General features: G+C 37.3%; 17 protein-coding genes and 1 pseudogene. 6 read left to right on the top strand and 12 right to left on the bottom strand.

Annotation, left to right across the window (positions count from 1 at the left end; genetic code table 11):
* Positions 1-153: 153 nt before the first annotated feature.
* The 5 genes from AC3B6D_RS01080 (at position 154) to AC3B6D_RS01060 (ending at position 7,325) form a co-directional block, all read left to right on the top strand.
* A complete protein-coding gene (locus AC3B6D_RS01080; RefSeq protein WP_489757071.1) occupies positions 154-1,452 on the top strand; it encodes a PTS sugar transporter subunit IIC in 1,299 nt (432 codons plus the stop codon).
* Positions 1,453-1,462: 10 nt separating this feature from the next.
* Entirely contained in the window at positions 1,463-2,869 is a 1,407-nt protein-coding gene (locus tag AC3B6D_RS01075; protein ID WP_489774729.1) for a glycoside hydrolase family 1 protein, read from the top strand.
* A 207-nt stretch (positions 2,870-3,076) separates the two neighbouring features.
* Positions 3,077-4,285, top strand: a complete 1,209-nt coding sequence (locus tag AC3B6D_RS01070; protein ID WP_489757069.1) for an MFS transporter — start codon at positions 3,077-3,079, stop codon at positions 4,283-4,285.
* Between the two features lie 27 nt (positions 4,286-4,312).
* The gene (locus AC3B6D_RS01065; protein ID WP_489757068.1) at positions 4,313-5,779 is read left to right on the top strand and encodes a GH39 family glycosyl hydrolase; all 1,467 of its coding nucleotides are present in this window, start codon (positions 4,313-4,315) and stop codon (positions 5,777-5,779) included.
* A 355-nt stretch (positions 5,780-6,134) separates the two neighbouring features.
* Positions 6,135-7,325: an MFS transporter gene (locus tag AC3B6D_RS01060; protein ID WP_489774728.1), complete on the top strand. Its 1,191-nt coding sequence runs from the start codon at positions 6,135-6,137 to the stop codon at positions 7,323-7,325.
* A gap of 130 nt (positions 7,326-7,455) precedes the next feature.
* Here the strand turns inward: AC3B6D_RS01060 and AC3B6D_RS01055 are convergent.
* The 12 genes and pseudogenes from AC3B6D_RS01055 to AC3B6D_RS01000 form a co-directional block, all read right to left on the bottom strand.
* Positions 7,456-8,571 (bottom strand): annotated as a pseudogene (locus AC3B6D_RS01055) (MFS transporter).
* Between the two features lie 241 nt (positions 8,572-8,812).
* Entirely contained in the window at positions 8,813-9,211 is a 399-nt protein-coding gene (locus tag AC3B6D_RS01050; RefSeq protein ID WP_489757065.1) for a PTS sugar transporter subunit IIA, read from the bottom strand.
* An 80-nt stretch (positions 9,212-9,291) separates the two neighbouring features.
* A complete protein-coding gene (helD, locus tag AC3B6D_RS01045) occupies positions 9,292-11,583 on the bottom strand; it encodes an RNA polymerase recycling motor HelD (protein ID WP_489774727.1) in 2,292 nt (763 codons plus the stop codon).
* A gap of 949 nt (positions 11,584-12,532) precedes the next feature.
* The gene (locus tag AC3B6D_RS01040; protein WP_489774726.1) at positions 12,533-13,309 is read right to left on the bottom strand and encodes a hypothetical protein; all 777 of its coding nucleotides are present in this window, start codon (positions 13,307-13,309) and stop codon (positions 12,533-12,535) included.
* A 34-nt stretch (positions 13,310-13,343) separates the two neighbouring features.
* Entirely contained in the window at positions 13,344-14,129 is a 786-nt protein-coding gene (locus AC3B6D_RS01035; RefSeq protein WP_489769246.1) for a hypothetical protein, read from the bottom strand.
* Between the two features lie 19 nt (positions 14,130-14,148).
* Positions 14,149-14,931, bottom strand: a complete 783-nt coding sequence (locus AC3B6D_RS01030) for a hypothetical protein (protein ID WP_489757061.1) — start codon at positions 14,929-14,931, stop codon at positions 14,149-14,151.
* Entirely contained in the window at positions 14,924-15,646 is a 723-nt protein-coding gene (locus AC3B6D_RS01025; protein ID WP_489774725.1) for an ATP-binding cassette domain-containing protein, read from the bottom strand. The genes AC3B6D_RS01030 and AC3B6D_RS01025 overlap by 8 nt, the downstream gene beginning before the upstream one ends.
* The gene (locus AC3B6D_RS01020; protein ID WP_489757059.1) at positions 15,636-16,013 is read right to left on the bottom strand and encodes a GntR family transcriptional regulator; all 378 of its coding nucleotides are present in this window, start codon (positions 16,011-16,013) and stop codon (positions 15,636-15,638) included. The genes AC3B6D_RS01025 and AC3B6D_RS01020 overlap by 11 nt, the downstream gene beginning before the upstream one ends.
* A 176-nt stretch (positions 16,014-16,189) precedes the next feature.
* A complete protein-coding gene (hdcB, locus tag AC3B6D_RS01015; protein WP_489757058.1) occupies positions 16,190-16,720 on the bottom strand; it encodes a histidine decarboxylase maturation protein HdcB in 531 nt (176 codons plus the stop codon).
* A gap of 45 nt (positions 16,721-16,765) precedes the next feature.
* On the bottom strand, positions 16,766-18,250 hold the full coding sequence (locus AC3B6D_RS01010; protein ID WP_489757057.1) for an amino acid permease: 1,485 nt from the start codon (positions 18,248-18,250) through the stop codon (positions 16,766-16,768).
* 19 nt (positions 18,251-18,269) lie between these two features.
* Positions 18,270-19,205, bottom strand: coding sequence for a histidine decarboxylase, pyruvoyl type (gene hdcA, locus AC3B6D_RS01005; protein ID WP_489774724.1), 936 nt, complete (start codon positions 19,203-19,205; stop codon positions 18,270-18,272).
* A gap of 331 nt (positions 19,206-19,536) precedes the next feature.
* Positions 19,537-20,589, bottom strand: a complete 1,053-nt coding sequence (locus AC3B6D_RS01000) for a lipoyl protein ligase domain-containing protein (RefSeq protein WP_489757055.1) — start codon at positions 20,587-20,589, stop codon at positions 19,537-19,539.
* 702 nt (positions 20,590-21,291) lie between these two features.
* On the opposite strand from AC3B6D_RS01000, the gene AC3B6D_RS00995 reads away from it, so the two are divergent.
* Entirely contained in the window at positions 21,292-21,852 is a 561-nt protein-coding gene (locus AC3B6D_RS00995; RefSeq protein ID WP_489774723.1) for a TetR/AcrR family transcriptional regulator, read from the top strand.
* Positions 21,853-21,941 lie beyond the last annotated feature (89 nt).

Here is a 21,941-nt window from a genome sequence, read left to right as displayed (position 1 = left end):
TAATAAGATGTCTGACTACGCACTTGATTCCTAAATTAAAAATCTATGAAATCAACACAAAAGCTCACTTTTTTCAATCTAGTCATTCAGCACTTATTCCAACTATACTTAATTTATGAAATCGAATTCAAATTAAGTGTGAGGAGTAAGTCAATGAATAAGTTCCAAGAACTTCTGCAAAAAACTTTGGTGCCCGTTTCTAATAAAATTGGTCAAAGTAAGATTTTACAAAGTATTTCAGCTGGTATGGTCATGACTTTACCAATTACCATTGGTGCTTCTGTCTTTTCCATCTTAGCTAGTTTTCCGATTAAAAGTGTTAGTAATTGGTTTAATTCTTTAAGAATTACTCAACCAATGAACGCTGTCGTTAACGGTTCGATGAACATCTTGGCCGTTTTTATCGTTTTTTGTATTGCTTACAGTTATGCTCAAAAAAGCAAATCGAATGGTGTAATCGCCGGTCTGTTTAGTTTATCGAGCTTTTTTGTGTTAGCACCACAAACTGTCGGTCATGGTAAAAAAGCTATTAACGCTTTTGAAATGCAGTACATGGGTAGTCAAGGAATTATCGTAGCTATTATTTTAGCTATTTTAATTAGTATGCTTTATGTCCGCTTGAACAAAGTTCAAAAACTAAAAATCAAATTACCCGATTCCGTGCCTAGTATGGTTAGTACCTCAATTGAGCCCTTAATTATTGGGATTATTATTTTCACGATTGTCTTTATTGTGGGTGCTATCTTTAGTTATACTCCATATAAAGATGTCTTCCATTTCGTCAACCAATTGATTACGACACCGTTATTGCATGTGGGTGGTTCTGCTTGGACAATTATCTTAGTAATCACCTTGTCCAACTTACTCTTTTTCTTTGGTGTGCATCCAGCTGCTATTCAATCTGTTTTAATGCCAATTGTTATTTCGATGATGGTTGCTAGCGCTCCCGCTTTTCAGCAAGGTAAAACCATTCCGTATTTGCAAAATTTAGTTGCCTTTTCTTTTTCCAATAATGATGCCGCTGGTGCGACCTTAAGTTTGGTGCTGATTGGCTTAATCTTTGGTAAATCGAAACGTTATAAAGAATTCTTTAAAGTTTCCTCAATTCCTAATTTATTTAATATTAATGAGCCAATCGTCTTTGGTTTACCAATCGTTCTTAATGCCTTATTATTCATTCCCTTTGTCTTATCATCATTGGTGTCCGGATTAGTGGCCATCGGTGCAGTCAAAATTGGTTTTATTTCGATGTATAATCCAACCTTAAGTCTGGGTATGCCTTGGACCATGCCCAAAGTCATTGCTGACTTCTTAATTATGGGCTGGCAAGGAATTGTTATTTGGCTCATTAACTTTGCTTTAATGGCTTTGATTTACTTGCCATTCTTTAAAATTTTAGATCAACAAGCTTTAAAAGAAGAACAACAAACCGCAATTAATAAAGGAGAATAACTTTAATACGATGAAACAATTACCCACAGATTTCCCAGATAACTTTTTATGGGGCGCCAGTACCTCCGCTTTTCAAGTTGAAGGTGCCAGCCAACTGGATGGCAAAGGCTTAACGGTCGCCGATTTAAGAGCGCAACAAAGTAAATATTTGGATACCTCTGTTTCGGTTGATCACTATCATCACCTAGAAGAAGATGTGCAATTAATGGCAGACTTAGGCTTAAAAAGTTACCGCTTCTCCATTAGTTGGGCCCGAATTTTTCCTAACGGTAATGATGAACATTATAATCAAGCGGGTGTAGACTTTTATAATCGCCTAATTAATTTACTCGTTGACAATCATATCGAACCTATCGTGACAATGTTCCACTTTGATCTGCCGCAGGGACTGGTAGAGCAGTATAACGGTTGGGCCAATCGCCAATGTATCGCGGATTTTTATCGCTATGCTCAAACTTTATTTAAATTATATGGTGATCGGGTGCACTACTGGTTAACAATCAATGAGCAATCGCTATTAGCTAACGTTCCTTCAATGAATGGTATTAAAGCTGATAACCCGCAAGATTTACGCTTTAAAGGTGAACAATCTAACTACAACATGTTCATTGCGCAAGCGAAAGTTTACCAACTTTGCCATCAAATGTTACCCGATGCTAAAATTGGCCCCGCCGTTTCTTACATGACCACCCTGCCTTACGATCATACTTCCAGTGATGTTTTAAAAAGTAAACAATTAGAAGACTTTATTGGCTACATTGATATGGATATTGCTATCCGTGGACAATTACCTAGCTATTATCTACGTTACTTGCAAGATAATAATTTTCAATTAGAAACCAAGCGCGAGGACGAGCAAACCTTACTTAATGGGCGTGCTGACTTTTTAGGATTAAATTGGTATTCGACTAGTATTTTTAAGCTCAACGACCAAGCCAATCCCAAAATGTTAGACGGAGTGATTTCTGGCGTGGAAAAAGTTCAAGACGAACGTTTACTCAATTCCGAGTGGGATTTTTCCTGTGATCCTCAAGGCTTACGTTATGCTTTACAAAAAGTCAATGACCGCTTTCCTAATGTTCCCATTATTATTACCGAATGTGGTTGGTCGCAAAAAGAAGCTTTAACCACTGATGGTCATGTTCATGATCAAAAGCGTGTGCACTACTTGCATGATCATATTTTCCAATTACTCGAGGCCATTAAAGATGGCGTCAATGTTATTTCCTTTAATCCATGGTCATTTCTGGATTTAATTAGCGTTCATGATGGTATTGATAAACGTTACGGCTTAGTTTTTGTTGATCGCGATAATTATAGTGAAAAAGCTCAAAAACGTTACCCGAAAGATAGTTTTTACTTTTATCAAAAAGTCATTGCCACAAATGCTCAAAACATTACAGCAATGGACAATTAAGATCAAAACGAAGCCGTTTAGTAAAAAATTTGAAGAGACTAGAACAACAAGTTAAATGTGTTCTGGTCTTTTTTTGCTGCAATAATCAAAGCACTTTTATATACGAAATGAACAGACAAGCCCTGCTTTTTCGCTATGGTCTGAAAATTAAAAACAGTAATATACTCAAGACGTCGATGAAAGCGTAACCAAAAAAGGAGAATAGCTATGAATAAAAAACAAATTTCCATGGCTGTCGGGATTTTGAGCATGAATTTATTATTAATGCTCAGCACCACGGCCAGTGCAGCAATTGCAGCGATTGCTCGTTCGTTTCCCCATGAACCAGTTTCCAAAGTGCAATTGATTGGTTCTATTCCTCAGTTAGGTCAAATCATTGCCACCGCCATCTTTACTTACTTAGCTTTTATTATGACGCGCAAAAATTTAGGCCTCTTAGCCGTCGGAATTGTAGCCATTGCTGGGATGTTACCGGCCATTTACAGTAGTAATTTAAATATTATTTTAGCTTGCATGGTCCTGGTTGGTTTTGGTACCGGTACCATTACTAACCTCGTACCCGTTTTACTACAAGAAAATTTTGAAGGTGAGACTCGAGCTACTGTGATGGGCTGGGCATCAGGTGTCACGAACGCTGGAATGATGATCTTTACTTTCTTAGGTGGATTTTTAGGAAAACTAAACTGGCGTAATTTATTCTGGGTTTATAGCTTAGCCTTAATTGTTTTTGTTTTGGCATTTATCCTGATTCCACAAGATACCAAATTAGCCAATACTAAGCAGGATAAAACAGGAACCAAAACTAAAACGGGCTTGTGGTCTTTATTAAAAAGTTTAAACGGTTATGTTTACATCATTTATATTATTAACTTCATGTTATCTTTAGCTATGATGACCTTTGTTTCTAATCAGTCAATTGTCCTCGCTGCTCAAGGTAAAGGTACTGCTTATGTAGCTGGGGTCACTGCTTTGGGGAATGCTGGTGGTATTTTAACTGCTGCCACGCTCAAATATATTCGCAAATTGACTCGCAATGATACCATTGCTTGGGGATTTGTTGCCTTTGCTTTGTCATTTATTTGTATCATTTTTTCATCTAATGTAGTAATGCATGTTATTGGTAATGCTTTCTCAGGCATGGGAATTGTTTTAGTTAACGCCACCGCTCCTTATGAAATGTCGATTTTAGCTGACCAAAAGCAATTTACTATCGCCATTTCTATTAACACACTCTTAGGCTCCATTGCTGGAATGATTGTCCCAATTTTACTAGCAGCATTAAAAATTAAACCGGGTTATAACTCCTTCATTGCGGGCATGATCGTTTCGATTGTTGTAGCTGTAATCTTACTCATTACACGGTTTGGTACTCGTGTAGAAAAAATCAGTCAAGCTAAACAAGCTGCGAATAATTAAACAACTAATTCAAGTGAGGTTTAAAACATGATTAACTTTCAAATTCAAACAGATCAAGTTACTGATTTCCCCCATTATTGGGAAGTGTGCGTCGGTAGTTGCCACGCTTATACGGCGTTACGTGCTGATTATCAGGCGCAATTAACCAAAGCCCATCAGGAATTGGGCTTTAAATACGTTCGTTTTCATGGCTTATTCGATGATGAGATGAGTGTTTGTATCGAGAATTTTGATTTCCAAGGCCAATCGCTTGGTATAACCTACAACTTTACTAATATTGACAAGATCTTTGACTTTTTATTGAGTATTGGCATGAAACCCTTCTTAGAATTAGGCTTTATGCCCAGTTGCTTAGCTTCTGGTGGTAAAACTATTTTTGCCTATGGTGGTAATAATTCGATGCCGGCTTCAGATGCGCAATGGCAAGAATTAATTCACCGCTTTACCAATCATTTACTAGAACGCTACGGCAAAAGCGAAGTGGAATCTTGGTTTTTTGAAGTTTGGAATGAACCCAACTTGCCGCTCTTTTTTGCCGGTACACAAGCCGATTATTTTCATCTATACGAAATTACTGCCAAAACACTGAAAGCCATTGATCCCAAATTAAAGGTCGGCGGACCAGCCACATCCTTTAATGCTTGGATTAAAGAAATGGTTAATTTTTGTGAAGAAAATCAGGTACCACTAGATTTTATTTCATCACACCACTACCCTACGGATGATCCGTTGTGGCAAAGCGGTATGGATATTGACGAATTTTTCAAGCAAACTGGCGGTCAAATCACCGAATATCGCCGCGGTGTTCTCCAAAAAATGACGCGCATCGCCCACCAAGACGCTCAAGGTTATCCGTTGTACTATACCGAATGGAACGTTTCAGCGATGCTAGGTGATTCCATTCATGATGAACCCTATGCGGCGGCAATGATTGCTAAAACTTTAGCCGATAATGATGGCTTAGTCGCTGGTTATTCTTTTTGGACTTTTTCGGATATTTTTGAAGAACAATCCCAAAAGCCCGGACTTTTTCACGGTGGTTTTGGCTTGCAAACTACCAACGGTATTGCTAAACCTGCTTATCGCATCTTTGAGATTTTTCATCAATTAGGAACCAAACGTTTAGCTGTCACAGCTGACTCTAATGCAACTGCCGAATTATTAGCAGTCCAAAACCAAACTGACTTACAATTACTGGCTTACAATCATAATGTTCCTGACCAACCAATTGCGACTGAACAAATCAGCATTCAATTGTCTGGTCCAGATAAAGATTGCACCATTCAAAGAATTGATACTGACCACGCTAATGCCAAGCAAGTTTGGGAGCAAATGGGTAAACCAGAATACGTCAATGACCAACAAGTTCAGACATTACAAGCTGCTTCAAAATTAACCACAGAAACAATTACCCTGAAAAATCAACACTTGCAGCTTTCGTTAAGGCCAAATTCTTGTGCTTTCATTACTGTCCCAGATTATTTTGCTCAATAGCACAATCAAAAAAGTTTCTTCAACAATTAAGCTATTGCAAATCTTAACTGTCTCCAAAATTGATTTTCATTTTGGAGACTTTTTATATGTACAAAGTTTAATTATTTTTAAACTAAAAAGCACTTAAAAATCCCCTACTGCATTTATTTAGCAATTTTTAAAATAAAAATAGCATTAATTATTTACTAACAAATAATTGGTTCTAGACATCAATAGTTTCATATATTGATAATTATTTTAAAAATATCTAAGAAATCAACACATAATTACTCACTTTTACATATGGAGGAAGCGGTTAACACCCTTTATGATAGTTAACGAGTAGTACATAACTCATAATAGAAAGGAATTTAATATGAATCGAAAGAAAACAGTTTTAGCGATTGGTATCTTAAGTATGAACTTACTGCTGATGACTGGATCAGTTATTGGCTCTGCTATTGCCGCCATTGCTAAATCATTCCCCAATGAACCTATTTCCAAAGTACAAATGGTTAGCTCCATTTCCCAGTTAGGCCAATTAATCGCTACATTAGCTTTTACTTGGTTAACGTATAAAATGACACGGAAAAATATTGGTTTAATGGCCGTTTTGTTTGTTTTAATTAGTGGAATTGTTCCATTATTCTACTCTAGCAGTTTGAATTTAATCCTCGCCTGCATGGTCCTACTGGGTTGTGGAACTGGTCTAATTAGTAACGTTAGTCCTATTTTATTACAGGAACATTTTGAAGGTGAAGACCGGGCAAACGTCATGGGTTGGTCCGTTGGTTTTAACAATATTGGTATGATGGTCTTTACTTACGTAGGCGGATATTTAGGTGGTTCTAATTGGCGCAATTTATTTTGGGTTTACTGGTTAGCTTTAATCGTCTTAATAGCGGTTTGGTTTATGGTACCTCAAGATACTAAAATTGTGGCTACTAAAAATGATAACGATAATAAGCAAAGCTTTTGGAGTTTGCTTAAGGGTTTAAACTGGCATGTTTATTTGATTATTATTATTACTTTCTTTACTTCTTTAGCTTTAATGATCTTTATGTCTAATCAATCTATTGCCTTAGCCGCTCAAGGTCGGGGTACTACTTACGTCGGCATGGTCACTGCTATTGGTAATATCGGAGGTATTTTGACAGGCTTCTTATTGAAGTATATTCGCAAGATGACAAAGTCGGATACCATGGCCTTTGGTTTTGTAGCTTTTGCTTTATCCTATGTATTTGTCATCTTCTTTAATAATCCGGCTTGCCACATTATCGGTAATATGTTTTCTGGTATGGGCATTGTGATGGTTAATGCGACAATTCAATTCGAATTATCCATCTTAGCTGACGAGAAGCAATTTCCAGTCGTTATTTCGATGAACACCTTAGTTTCCTCAATTGCCGGTGTGATTGCACCAATGCTCTGGGCCGCAATTAAAATCCCTGCTGGTAAAGCATCATTCATTGCCGCAACTATTATGTGCGCTGTGATTGCTTTAGTATTACTAGTTACCCGAATGGGCAAGGTAATTGAAAAGCAACAAACTCAAACTGAAGCTTAATTTTCAGTAGTTAACTTAACATCCAAAAATAGCGAATTAGCCTTAAAGACTAGTTCGCTATTTTTGTGTATTAAGATTATTAAAAAAGGGCTCGCTAAAGTGACAAAACACTAGCTAACCCTCAATTAAATTATTCATTCGGTAAAGGTTTTTGATGTGTAATTACAATTCCACTAATCAACAATAAAATTCCTAAAATGCTATAAGCAATGAAGATTGGCGTAAAAGAATGAAGCTGGCCTTCAATTACTCCCGTTAGGGTTGGTCCAATCGCTGCTAACAAATAACCGACTGATTGCGCTGTTCCTGATAATTTTGCTGTTTGATAAACGGAACTAGTTTTCCGCTGGAAAAAGACCATACACAAACTAAATGCGGAACCCGAAGCTAAACCAGCGACAATTGCTAAAATCATATTGCCCATAAAGCTGTGTGGCACTAGTAACAAGCCAAAGGTTCCGATCGCAAAGCCACCACCAACAATCGCTACACTCGCATACATTCCCGGCTTTTTGCTAGCTAAAACGGGAATTATTAAGGACATTGGCATCCCACATAGTTGATAAACGGTGGCTAATAATCCGGCTTGTGTGGTTGAAAAACCATTATGACTCCAAAAAACAGGCAACCAAGTTAACATGGAATAATATAACAACGATTGTGTCCCAAAGAAAAAGGTCATAAACCACGTTAAGCGGTATTTTTTAATTGATGGTACTTTAACCGCTTCATGTTTGGTCACTGATTGTTTTTTTGGTAGTTGGCGAACCACAACCCACCAAATCACAAAAGCAATTAAACTAACGGTCGTCATTAATGCAATTGTGGCCGCTAAATTAGTCTTTTTAACTAAAGGTGCTGCTAAACCTGTGCCAGCCGAAGCTACCAACCCCATCGTAAAGGTATATAAACTGGTTAATAAGGTCGCTTTTTAGGGAAAATATTCTTGAATCACTGCTGGTAATAAAACATTGCCGCCAGAAATACCTAGTCCGACTAAAACTGTCCCAATTAATAAAACCCAGGTACTCGGAATGACCCGTAAATAGCCCCCAACCGTTAATGTCAGTAACGTACACCACAATACTTGCGCATTGCCGAAACGAATGCCCCATTTAGCAATCATTGGTGATAATAAGGCAAACATCAGCAAGGGAATTGTCGTCAACAACCCACTTAAACTAGTTGCAAAACCCAGTGCACTATGTAACCACGGCAAGATTGGCGGTAACATCGTAATCGGCAAGCGTAAGTTGGCCGCAATTAAAATAATTCCTATAGCTAAACCAAAATATGTTTTCTTTTTCAAAATACAACATCCTTTACTTCTAATTCTAATACGTTTTAGACACAGCAAGAATAACTTTACTAGCAATTATGCTATTTGGCAACTAATTGGCAACTTTTATCAATCAAAAAGCAACTCAGACAAAAAGAAAATGCTCGTGTACAACGAACATTTTCCTGAATGTATATTATTTTCAATTTTAGTTATAACGTCTTAATTTGGCATTAACATCAACAATCCCATTCTTGCTGGCTGCTAGTAACTTTGTTTTACTTAAATGACCCGCCGTTAAAGATTGGTTCGCAAACTCAATTACCATGGGTAGATTAATCCCACTAACCACCTGCAAGCGCGGATATTTCACCATCAATCGTAAAACGACATCTGACGGCGTTCCACCTAAAAAGTCAATGGCTGCCACTGTCTCTTCTTCCAAGTTTTGTTCCAAAAAATATTCCGCTGCTTTTTGAAAATCGGCCGCACTTTGATCAGCACTTAGACCAACTGCATAAGCATTCGGCAATTCTCCCACAATCATTTCTGCACTAGCTAAAGTCGCCTGAGCCATTTGTCCATGACTCATCAATAACATTCGCATTTTGTTTCCCCCAAGTTACTATTCAATTGGTTTATCAACCAAACTTCAATAGTTTAACATGGTTGTCAAGTAACATTGATTTACTCTTGTACATACAGCTGCTGCGGAACTTGCGCTACCAGTGGTTCCAGTTGCTTAACTGCCAAAATACTGAGGCGATGCATTGCCCGCGAAGCAATTGTATAAATTAATTGGCGTTCATCAGCTTGGAATTGTCCCGCACTAGTATTCCACATAATGACGGCATCAAATTCTAAACCTTTCGCTAAGTAGGCCGGAATCACAATATTACCAGCGGCTAAGCGCTGATTTTCTGAACGAATTAAAGTAATTTTTTCAATTGATTTTAACTGATCATAAACTTGTTGCGCTTGGGCCAAATCACGTGTGATAATAGCCGTCACATATTGATCTTGTTGGTTTAATTGTAATTGATGTAAAACGGCTTTGAGCATCTGTTGTTCATCCGCATTAATCTTCACGTTCGGCAAGTCACCCTCCCGATTAAACGGTGTGATTTTTTCACCTTGCGTTAACAATGCCTTCGTAAACTCGGTAATTTGTTTCGTAGAACGATAAGAATGTGTCAACTGGACCACCCGCGTTTTAGACACATCAAACAATTGCGTAATTTCTTTGAGCAAAGTATTGTTTTGTTCCTTGACTAAAATCGACTGGTTCAAATCACCCAACATTGTATAACGAGCTCTAGGAAAGCTGTACTTTAAATAAGCTAACTGAAATGGAGTATAGTCTTGAATCTCATCAATAAAGACAAACTTCATACTTGTGTCCCCGTGATAACCCGTAATCAAATCATAGAGATATAAGTACGGTGAAATATCCGTAATCGTAATTCTTTTAGCCTTTAAATTTTGCCGAAAGTCTGTTAAATGCTGTTGCCATTGTTGAGGCGTAATATGCCACTGTTGTAAATCTAATAATTGCGGTACTGTTTGTAAAAATTTTTGATACGTCGCAGTTAAGTTGACAAAATTGTTATGCTGAATCTGGCGTGCTAAAGGTTTAAAGGCTTGTGTCACAATCTTACGGGCTAAAAACTTTTGTTCTGCATCACTGTTTTTAAATTCTTGGTCAGGATAATCATACAAAGCCCGTAATTGTTCTTGGCTCAACGACTCAATCGTTTCTTGAACCCATTTCTTGCGCATTTCTTGACCCAAACGTTGATTCAAAATCTTCATGAGTCGTTGTCTAGTACCATCAATGCGATTGATTAACTTATATTGCGAACCAAAGCCATAATAAATTTCGGCAATTTTGGTTTTGGAAATCAAGACCCGTTTCTTAAATTTCAAATCTCGAAAATAAACACCGCCACTGCCTAGAATCTGAGCATAGTTGGTTTCCAATTTAAAGAATTCGATATCGGTCATCAAATCAGTGACCACATCTTGAGCTTGATGAATTGTTTGTTCAAACTGCTCAAACAGAGTTTGTAATTGTAAATGTGGCAAGCGCCGCGCAACATATTGCAAATAAGTCATTTGCACCATATTTTGTTCGCCCATCTCGGGCAAGACTTGGCTAATATAGTCATTAAATAACATATTAGGCGAAAACATTAAGACTTGACCTGAAGTCAATTTACGACGGTAACGATAAAGTAAGAAGGCAATTCGTTGCATAATAGCTGACGTTTTACCCGAACCAGCCGCACCTTGCACAAACAGCAAGTCCGAAGTAGTATCACGAATAATTTGATTTTGTTCGCGTTGAATGGTTGTCACAATGCCCCGCATTTTGGTACTGGCTTTTTCATCCAAAACTTCCAGTAACATCTGATCACCAATGGTTTCTTCGGTATCATATAAAGTCTTAATCTGTCCATCTTGGATAATAAATTGACGCTTTAATTGCACGTCAACTGCTTGCTCACCGTCCGGTGTTTGATAAGTGATTTTCCCCAAATCACCATCATAATAAATTGAAGAAATGGGCGCCCGCCAATCATAAACTAAAAAGTGATCATGGCGGTCGGTAAATGATCCTAAACCAATATAGATGGTCTCTGGTTTACCAGCTGGTAATTCTTGAAAATCAATGCGTGCAAAATAAGGATTTTGTTCCAGCTTTCGTAAGACCCCCAGTTGTTGGTGCGAACGTTGCCAAGAATTATTTCTTTCGGCCAGCATCTGTTGCTGTTGATGAATCGATAATGCCCCCGCCATTGAAATAGCGTCATCACCCATGCCAATATGCACATCATCCCCAAAAGTCCGGTCAATTTCTTTAATGTCGGCTTTGGCGGTGGCCATACTGTGCGTTAATTTTAGTTCGGCCTGTTGAATCTTTTGAACAACATCATTCAAATGTGCTTGTTCTTGTTGCTTGGCTGTTTGTTTTGTCATTCTTTAACTATCCCCAAATTTTTTATTAATAGCTAAACATTTAGTGAAATATTCTAGCATAGAGTGATACAAAATCATAGTTAATACTGCGACAAGTGCCGCTTCAAAGCCGCGGACTAACCTAGGATAACCAATTAAGTGGCGGTTTTTAACTTGATTGGTTATTCGTAGTTAGACACAGGCTTTTGGCACTTGGAGCGCTAATAAACACACTGCGACAAAGGGCGTTTAGAAACTGAGCACTAACCTAACCAAAACTAAAGTTGATTCTTAACTTTAGTTCTTGGGCGTAGTTAGGCGCAAGTTTTTGCCCTTTGGAGCGCTATTTAAGCACTGCGACAAACAGCGTTTAGAAGTTGAGTATAGTCTAGAATAAGGACTTAAGTTTTGCTTTATAAACTTGAGGGCTTATTCGTAGCTAAACGCAGACTTCTGCTGTTTGGAGCGCTAATAAACACACTGCGACAAAGGCTGTTCAGAAACTGAGCAATAACCTAGACTAAGACTAAAGTTGGTTTAGACTTTAGTTCTTAGGCGTAGTTAGGCACAAGTTTCTTGCCTTTGGAGCGCTAATAAACACACTGCGACAAAGGCTGTTCAGAAACTGAGCAATAACCTAGACTAAGACTAAAGTTGGTTTAGGCTTTAGTTCTTAGGCGTAGTTAGGCACAAGTTTCTTGCCTTTGGAGCGCTAATAAACACACTGCGACAAAGGGCGCTTAGAAACTGAGCAATAACCTAGACCAAAACTAAAGTTGATTCTTAACTTTAGTTCTTGGGCGTAGTTAGGCGCAAGTTTTTGCCCTTTGGAGCGCTATTTAAGCACTGCGACAAAAGCTGAGCACTTACCCAGCTCAGACACTGAAAGCTTTGTAATTAATATTGAATGTCGTTAGCACAAATTTTACTACTTAAAGTAGCAGATTATAATGTAATGCCACATAGATTTTTACCGATTAGTCTCTAAGTTATACATTAAAATTGTATTACCCTCAAACAAAAGGAAATCAATAACAATAAACAATCCATCATTAACCATAAAAGTTCCTAAAATGGTAGAAACATTTAATCTACGATAACCAACAAACCAACTTAACCAATCTGAAAAGTCAAACAGTCGCAAAACCAAATAAATAGTTATCACCGTAACAGCTAAGTAAATTAGCCATTTAATCCACTTTTGATTGGGCACAAAATCAGTAATAAATTTTCCTATGAAGCTCACTAAATGTACTACTAATACAGCAAACACTAGCATAATGGCAATAGTTAAAATTACCATTACACCAACTTGAACAATTTGTTTTGTGGTTAACATTAAGTCACTTTTACTGGGCCAATTTACTCGATCTTTCAGAAAAATGGTAAAGCAACTAATACCTAATAAGATGATATCCACTAAAAACATGTATAACCAATTCAACAACACATTCAAAATTTGAACAGCATATAGTTGCCAATCTTTAATTGGTAACAGCCGGTATTGATTGGTAAAAGTTTGATTTTTAGAATTAAAAATCGTCAAAATAACTAAAATAATATCGAAGATAACTTCCCAAATAATCACATTGGCAAAAATTACCAATGACCAATCCGAATGTGGACCTGCACCAATTGAAACCGCACTAGCAAACACAATCATTAATAAATTAATCAATAATAGCTTAGTCGTCTGAATAATTTGTTGACGTGTTAAAACTTTGAAAACTTGTCGCCACTTAGTCATAATCTTGATCCCCCTAATCAATTTGATTAGTTAGTTAATAAGTCGTTTCAACATGTTCCACTAACCAACTATTAATAATCAAAAAGACTAAACTTAACAGTAAAATACCACCAGCAATGATCCAAATTGACGTACTAGCACCCGCATTAACGCTAAAGTAACCACCACTAATTTTCAGATTGAACTGACGGGGACCAATTAACCTGGTAAACAATGGAATTAATAACGTAGCTAGTTTAATAGTTAAAACCATCACGATTAAATAAATGATCCATTTAACTAGTTTAGACGTTCCACCCGGCAAATAATTCAATAAAACATGACTAATCAAATCGACAAAATTGATTAATAAAATTGCCACCACCACTATTAACAGCATGAGCACCAATCCACCCCAGATCACATGCCAATCATTCTGGTTAAGGGAACTACTAGTTGCGTAATGGTGCTGACTAATAATGAAACTTACCGCAATTAAGACAGCTTGAACAACAAAGAAATATAACCAACTACCTACCATACTAACCACTTGCACGATATAAGTTTTCCAGGTAGCAATCGGTAATAACTGATAGCGATTGCTATACATTTGCCGCCGAATTAACATCGCTAACTGCCAAATATAGACAATTCCAAAAACAAAACTCCAAGCTATTAAACTGATTGCTACTGCATCACTAAAATTATGCACACTGCCTTTATTAAATAAAACAATTAAACTAGTCACGAAAACAAACAACAAATTAATAATTAATGTCATAGTAGCCTTTTTAAATTGTTCTCGACTGACTACTTTGAAGACTTGCCAACTATTAGTCATAACTTTCCCCTTAAATAGTTTATTTTTTTGGCTCCAAATAGTTCGTTAACCAAGCATTAACCAGTAACAACAAGATAATCGCCCCAAACAATAAAACATAATTAGCATGCGTATTGCCAGCGAGACTACTCATATGCATCATGGAATTAAACGCAATTGCCCTGAACCAACGAAACATTAATTGTAAAAACTTGATAGCTAGCCATGTAATGACCAAATAAACTACCACCGTCACTACTTTAGACTGCCGTAATGGTAAATAATCCAGAGAAATGCGGCTGGTAAAATTAATGGTATTGACAAACAACAAACTCAAGATTAACCAACCCAAGGAGATTAAGACGACTACTAAGAACACTGACCAATGAGCATGTTCAAAAATTTGAAAATGCTGCATAAAATAATAAAGCGTGCGATTTTGCTGCCAAATTTCTAACAAGACCAAGCCAAAGGCAATAATCAATAGACAGACTTGCATTACCAAAAATATCAGCCAATTCACAACCACCCCGAGAATTTGAGTCAGGTAAATTTTCCACGTAGAAAAAGGAATGAGCTGGTAGCGATTGCTATTGATTTGATTTTGCGTCAAGATGATGGTTTGCACCAGTAGCACTACGGCAAAAACCATGGCCCAAATCAGAACACTGAAGAAGAATTCTTCACCCCAATAGTGATTGCCAGAAAACAACATAAACACCACGGAAATCACCAAAAATAATGCATTGAATAAAATAATAGTACGCAACTTTTTAAATTGTTCTAGAAATACGGTTTGAAACAATGACCACCAGTTAGTCATCCAGTGTGTCCTCCTGTTCTTCATATAGACCTTCAAAATATTCTTCCACCGAACAGTGTTCTTGTTCCACAATTTCTTCGGTCGAACGATGTGTAAGTACTGTTTGGTCTTTAATGATTACTAATTCATCTAAAATCTGACTAATTTCTTCTAAATGATGACTGCTAATCAACACAGAAGCCGAATCATCTACCCAATTGAGCATGCCTTGAATAATTTTTTTTCGACTCATCACATCAATGCCACTAAATGGTTCATCTAATAAATAGAGTTGGGCCTTGCGCGCCAGCGTCAACGCAATCGTTAAACGTTCGCGATTACCTTTGGAGAGGTTACCTAATTTTTGTTTACCTTCCAAATTTAAAAAGTCAGCTAGTTGTTGGTAACGATCTACCACAAAGTCTGGATAAACACTTTGGTAAAACTGCATAATTTTATTAATTGGGGTTTGTGGGGCAAAACCTTGTAGTTCATCGGAATAGCTAACATGCGCTTTTCTTTGTACCACATTATCATCATCTTCGAACAAAATTCTTCCTTTATAATGTTTGGCTACACCAGCAATTAAACGCATTAACGTGGTTTTCCCAGCACCATTAGCCCCTGCTAAACCAATGAAGTGCCCCGTATCTAAAGTCAAATTCACATCATTTAAAATTAATTTATTGTTTTTCCGGTAAGTTAAATCTGCAATTTGTAATAGTTTAGTCGTCATTGTCATTCATCCTCTCACCCAAATATAATTTAATATAATAGAACATTTCTCCCTGATCTAAACCCATTTGCGACAATGCTTCATACATTTCACTCAGTGTTTGATCAATAATCTGATCCCGTAAATGGTCAATAATCTGCGGATTCTCCGTTACAAAATTACCTAATCCCCGCTTCGTAATTACTATCTGTTCTTGAATTAATTCGCCTAATGCTTTTTGAATAGTATTAATATTAACTTCTAAACTCACAGATAGTTCCCGAACAGATGGTAATTTATCACCCAGTCGGTATTTACCAGCGATAATTTGGCGATTGATTAGATCTTTAATTTGTAAATAGATCGGAATATTATCTTTAAATTTCATAATATCCTCCTTCACCTGTGTACCATTACAGTATAACACTAGCACGGCCAATTACAAGTTCCCCGCCAAAAAAGACGACTTCTCAAAATAAAACTTGCCTTTTGAACAATCGTCTCTTTGCATGCCAATTTTTATCAAATTATTCGTTGAATGACTAATGTCTTTTAATTAACGACTCATTTACCAGCTTTAGGCAAAGCTGGATTACTATCTTCATACTCGTATTGGCTAATATAGCCATTTTGCATATAATTGCGTAAACGATCCACTTCCGGACCATGATCCGCATCTAATAATTGCGGAAAACCACCCCGAATAGTATTATCATAGGCCGCTTGCGTATTTTCCTGCGGTGAAATAGCCTGAACTAAATCAAAGGCCCGCCCCGCAATTAAATCATTAAATTGCCATTGTTCTAAATCTTCAAACACAATTTTAATTTTGCCATGCGGTACTCCCTTTAAACATTGCGCACTTTTAACTTCATTTCGACTCCGTTCCTGTAAGGAATGAGGTTGCTTCAAATCATAGTAATAAACTTTCGTGCCCGCGGTAAATATTACTTGTTCCAACTCCCCATCTTGATTCAGGGCAATACTGGTCATTTTTTCTGGAACCGCAGTTAAGGCCGGCAGCACTTTTTTCACTTTGATTTCTGGTAAATATTTGCGAACAAATTGTTCATTATCGGCTAAATCCATACTCATTAACGCACCCTCCTTTACCATTATCGTCTTCAAATACTAAACTACTTAATGTTTAGACATCACAAAGATTAAGCCCAAGACAGCAACTAAAATAATTACCCCGGCAAAGATTTTTTCGTATTTCGTAAAAATTGCAGCTTGAGGGGCATATTGCTTGCGTGCATACATAAAGACCGGAATTCCCAGCGCATAAATAATAAATGACAAAGTTGTATATTCAATCCCCGCAGCGTATCCCATAAAAATAGTTCCTAAAGCTCCTAAGAGACTGATGTAATGGGCTTTCGTGCGCGAAGAAGTTGTGGTTAAATGTTGTGGATTAAAGGTTTTTTCGCTGCTACTTTCTTTAAATAGATAGAGCATCGAAATTAAATACGGCGGTACAGTCATGGTGCCGACAATCGTTAGCATCGTATTAAACGCATTGCCCGCAAAATGCGTGCCAATAATAATAATCTGCATGACAATCGTGGAAACAACTACTGAAAAAGAAGGCACTTTATTTTTATTAATTTTGGCAAAAGCCCGTGGAAAAGTCTGATCTTGAGCCGCCGCCGCCGGCATTTGCGAGAGCAGTAAGGTCCAAGTTAACCAACTAGATAAGACCGCTAAAATGACCCCAAACGTGATAATCAAACGTCCCCAAGGTCCAACTACGAGATTCATTAATTCTCCGGAAGACGGTGAATGCATTACCGCAATTTGACCATAACTTTTTAAACCGAGGGGTAATAGTGAGGCCAACGCATATAGCACTAAACAAATTAAAAAACCATATTTAGTTGCTGTCCGAACATCTTTTTGACTCCGGGCCTTATCAGACAAAACAACTGCTCCTTCAACCCCACCAAAGACCCATAAGGTCGTCATCATTGTATTTTTGACTTGTGAAGCTAAAGAACCAAGATTCTTATCTCCTAAACTAGCAATAGCATGATTAGCAAACATATTAGTCGTGAAAGTCTGCCAATTAAAGACGACAATCATCGTAATTAAGAAGATTGCAGTTGATAAGAGCATTACAACGGTACCAGTGATATCCACCCAACTAGCACCTTTAATTCCATTGAGAATTAATAAACTCATTCCCCACAGAATTAAACTATTTAAGATTAAGGACGGAATATTATTGCCATTGCCAAAAGTTCCCGGCCATAAAGTGTTTAACGTGGACATTAATAATACGGCATATGTTACGTTGGCAAAACACTCGCAAATCCAATAACCCCAACTAACAAAAAAGCCTGTAAAGCGACCAAAACCATCATCGGCATACTTATATAATCCTGTCGTAAACTGCGGCCTGATTTCTGACAAAGTCAAAAAAGAACGCACAATAAACCACATGATCACCCCGGTTAGAATCCAACCGAAGACTTGTCCCAACATCCCAGCTTTAATCGCCATATTTTGCGGCAAATCATAAATGCCACCGCCAACCATAGCGGATAAAACAAACGCAATGAGCCCTAAGACTCCGACTTTTTGCGTCGTTGAATTTTTTGTTGCTTGTTTTTTCTGGGCAGTCACAAGTAGTTTCCTCCTCCCCTTAATACTTAATCTGTTTAGTTTCTACAATGGATTCATAGCCCATTTGGTCTAGCCATTGCGGCAAAGTCAGTTGTTCCATAATTTCCATATCTTTATCTGGCGTTAGTAATGAGCCGTTAGGAATGGCATCAATTGGTAAGGAAAAATAGGGGGCCGCTGTGATAGCATTGCCAATTTGCCCGGGTTCCATCATCGTATGTGCAAAACCAATCCACGAACTAGCAAAAGATGTGTCAGCATCTTGACCACAGGCAGCAATTGATTTAGCAATGGCGCGGCGCCGTTGTGCCAAAAACTCATTCAGCTCAGCTTCACTAGGTGTATTCCAAACGCCAGCATCTTCGATATACATGCTAGAATTATGTTCTGGATCTTTCGCAAACGAAATTGCGATAGCGGACCAAACACCATAACCTTGTCCGGGTTTCATGGCTTGGTCAGCTTTGGGACGCGAAGCGGTCACTCCTTTGTTAGCACAAACAATAAAACTCCCCGGTGCTGGATAATGGCGACGTTCATCGCGGACGCCAAAATATTCAACTAAAGAATCTTGTAATGGTTTAGCGTCATAAATTGGTAATTGACTGCCATCCCACTGTTCCACACTGAATAATGGCTCTGCTTGATCAACCGTCGGATTGCGCAACAAGTCATATCCTAAGAAATGCCCCTGCGGCCCAGTAAAACTTGAGGCTGTTGTCATATTAATTTGTCCGATATAAGCGTTTTTGGTTTCTGCCCGATCATAGGAAACAATACCGTCTAAAACATCATCATCGGTTTTGTCACGCACACCAGCATCAACTTTGATTCCGGTGACGTAACCGTTCCCCAGATTTCCTGGTTCCATGTAGCCTCGTGAATACTTGGTATACGGACTAATTGCAATCCGATCAATCCCCATTTGGTTAAGTTTTAAATCTAATTCTGCCATTTGATAACCCCCATCAATGTTTCAAATTATGAAAATTAATTTCTAGGGCAATCATAAAAGGCTCTAATTTTTTTAGCAAGAAATAAGCTATATAAGTGCTATTATTTGACAATAAATAGCCACATGGTATTTTATAAGCAATAAGTATGCATTTTTTAGACTTGATTATCAAATTATTTAATATGTAAATCAATGAAAAACCATTACATTTTAGACCAAAAAATGCTCACCCAAGCAAAAGCTTGGACAAGCATTCCTGTTTTAAAATGAAGTGGAACAAAATAACTGAGAAGTTGTGTACTAATTAAAAACTCCGTCAAGACAAAATAATTTATTGGAATGTAGGAATTTGGATCGCATATTGTTCTTCCAGCAAAATTTTGGCTAACGCTGCTGGTTGAAAAGCGCCTAAATTTTCAGGTAAATTGCTTTGTTGAAAAGCATCAATTAACGGCTTTAACTGAAAGGAAACCCCAATTAAATTCTGTTCAATCAATTGCAAATTTCCCGAAGCCAACGCAAAATCACCATAAATTTTGATTTGCGTCAGCACGTCGTGCTGCACAGTAAACGCAAATTCAATTGTCCCCAAATTAGCGAAGTGGCGTGCATGAAAATGGGCTCCGGTTTGCTGTGAACCATAAATCCATTCCGGCGTACTGTATTTAGTAGCTGCCAATTTAGTTACCGCTTGCCAGTCTTCATCTGTCATGTGATAAGTTGGAAGTGCTGTTAAATCAGTCGTTTGAAATTCCATCTGTAAAAATAAGTCTTGAATTTGTTGCCGAGTAATATCTTGATACTTTGATTTCAAATAAGGCCGAATATTAGTAATTCGACGTTGAACTGAGGGAACACCCTTGATCGCCACATGCTGTAAAGCTGCTTTGGCTTGAGCCATATCAACATCCAACATTAAGGTGCCACCACAAGAAAACCGTTGCTTAATTCTCGCAGAGGACAGGCTAGAACACTTTTGATCTGCCACCGTAAGATCAGTTCGACCATTCATAATTGCGGGTACGCCTAATTCATGCAAAACTTTCAGCATCGTTTGGGCATACAAATCAAACTGCTGATAATTAGTCCCCCGATCACTATCCACATAAAAATAAGTTAAGCTCCCAACGTCGCTATAGATCGCACCGCCACCAGAACTGCGCCGCGCTAAAGTAAATTGCTGGTTCTTTAAGTAACCCAAGTTGACTTCTGCGCAAACATTTTGATTAACTCCACAAGTGACCGCTGGTTGTGAAGAGTGTGTAAAGCCGATGAGTGTTTCATCACCAAACTTAGTTTGCGTTTCTAAGTATTCAATCACTGCTTGACTTAAATACGGATTCTGACAATCAACTCCTCTGCTAGCTAGATCAATATATAACACTGTTTTTTCCTCACTTTTTTGTAATCGCTAACATTTATTATTAGCACAAAGCTTCTAATTTTTCAATCAGACTGAGCTGATATTTATTAATAAATTATCAAAATTTTAATAAACATCTGCGAAAACAACACATTACCCTTTATTTTCAACAGCCGAGCGCGCATTATTCCGCAAGCGTGAACTATGGCAGCACGAAAGTTTCGAGCTGCTGGGAATAGACTTAACTACAACTTAGTGACAATTGATCCCAATTTGCTATGGCTTATTTCAAATTTATGCAATAATCAAATCTTAAATTTACTTCAGAAGGTTTTTCTGGTCGTCAGTTACATAGTTAAATTTGATGGCTCTTAATATTGAAATGATGGTAAAAACTGCATCTCCAAACCAAAAAAATAATTATCAAAAATTGTTAAAGATGCTTCATTACTGTGATAATTAGTCAACTACCGATATGGCTGCAGAACTTGGTACTCATTCACTAAATATCTTTGATAGCAATCGTTTTACAACCATCAAATAAATTAGTAAAAAAGCAATAAAAAATATTGCAATATTTTTGAAATAAATTGATTAAAGTAATATACCACAAAATGCCGCTTTTGTAGCACTTGTTTGTGAACTGTTCTTTTTTATGAATCCTAGGTTAATAATTACTCATGTAGCAAAATGAAAAGAAAATTATTACTTGAGGAGTGAACGATGAATGGTAAAAAACAAACTACTAAAGAACAATCACGTCAATGGTTATGGCAATCATTTCTTCGACTGTTGACTCAAAAGGATTATTCGCAAATCACAGTCACAGAAATTGCCGCTAATGCTTCGTTGGATAGAGGGACATTTTACCGCGCTTTTGCTAATAAGGGGGATTTAATTGATTGGCATTGTCAACAAGATTTTTATGAATATTGTCAAGTGATTTTAGCAGAAGACCTAAAAAATTTGACTGCTGAACAATTTCTGGGTAATCTGTTCAATTTTTGGTGGGATAAACGCGCAACCATTAAAATTTTGATTCAGCAAAATTTAACTTACCATTTTTTAAAGATTTGGAATGATAAGTTTAGCGACATATACGATAATTTTAAACTACCAACTCATATACAAGGTACACAAGCAGAGATCCAATATTTACAAACTTTTACTTCGGGAGGATTTTACTTTGTCATTATTACTTGGCTGGCTAAAGAAAATCCAGAGCCACCTAGTTATCTGGCGCAGTGTTTTACACGTGCTTATAATCACATTTTAGAGAACTAACTTTTTGAAATTGAATAAAAGGTCAAAAAGCATCCCGTTTTTACTAAAAACTATCTAGAATTTCTGTTTTTTTTATGTAAGAACAACAA

The organism is Bombilactobacillus sp. ESL1097, from assembly GCF_058107205.1.
This window is presented reverse-complemented; position numbering and strand designations above follow the sequence as displayed.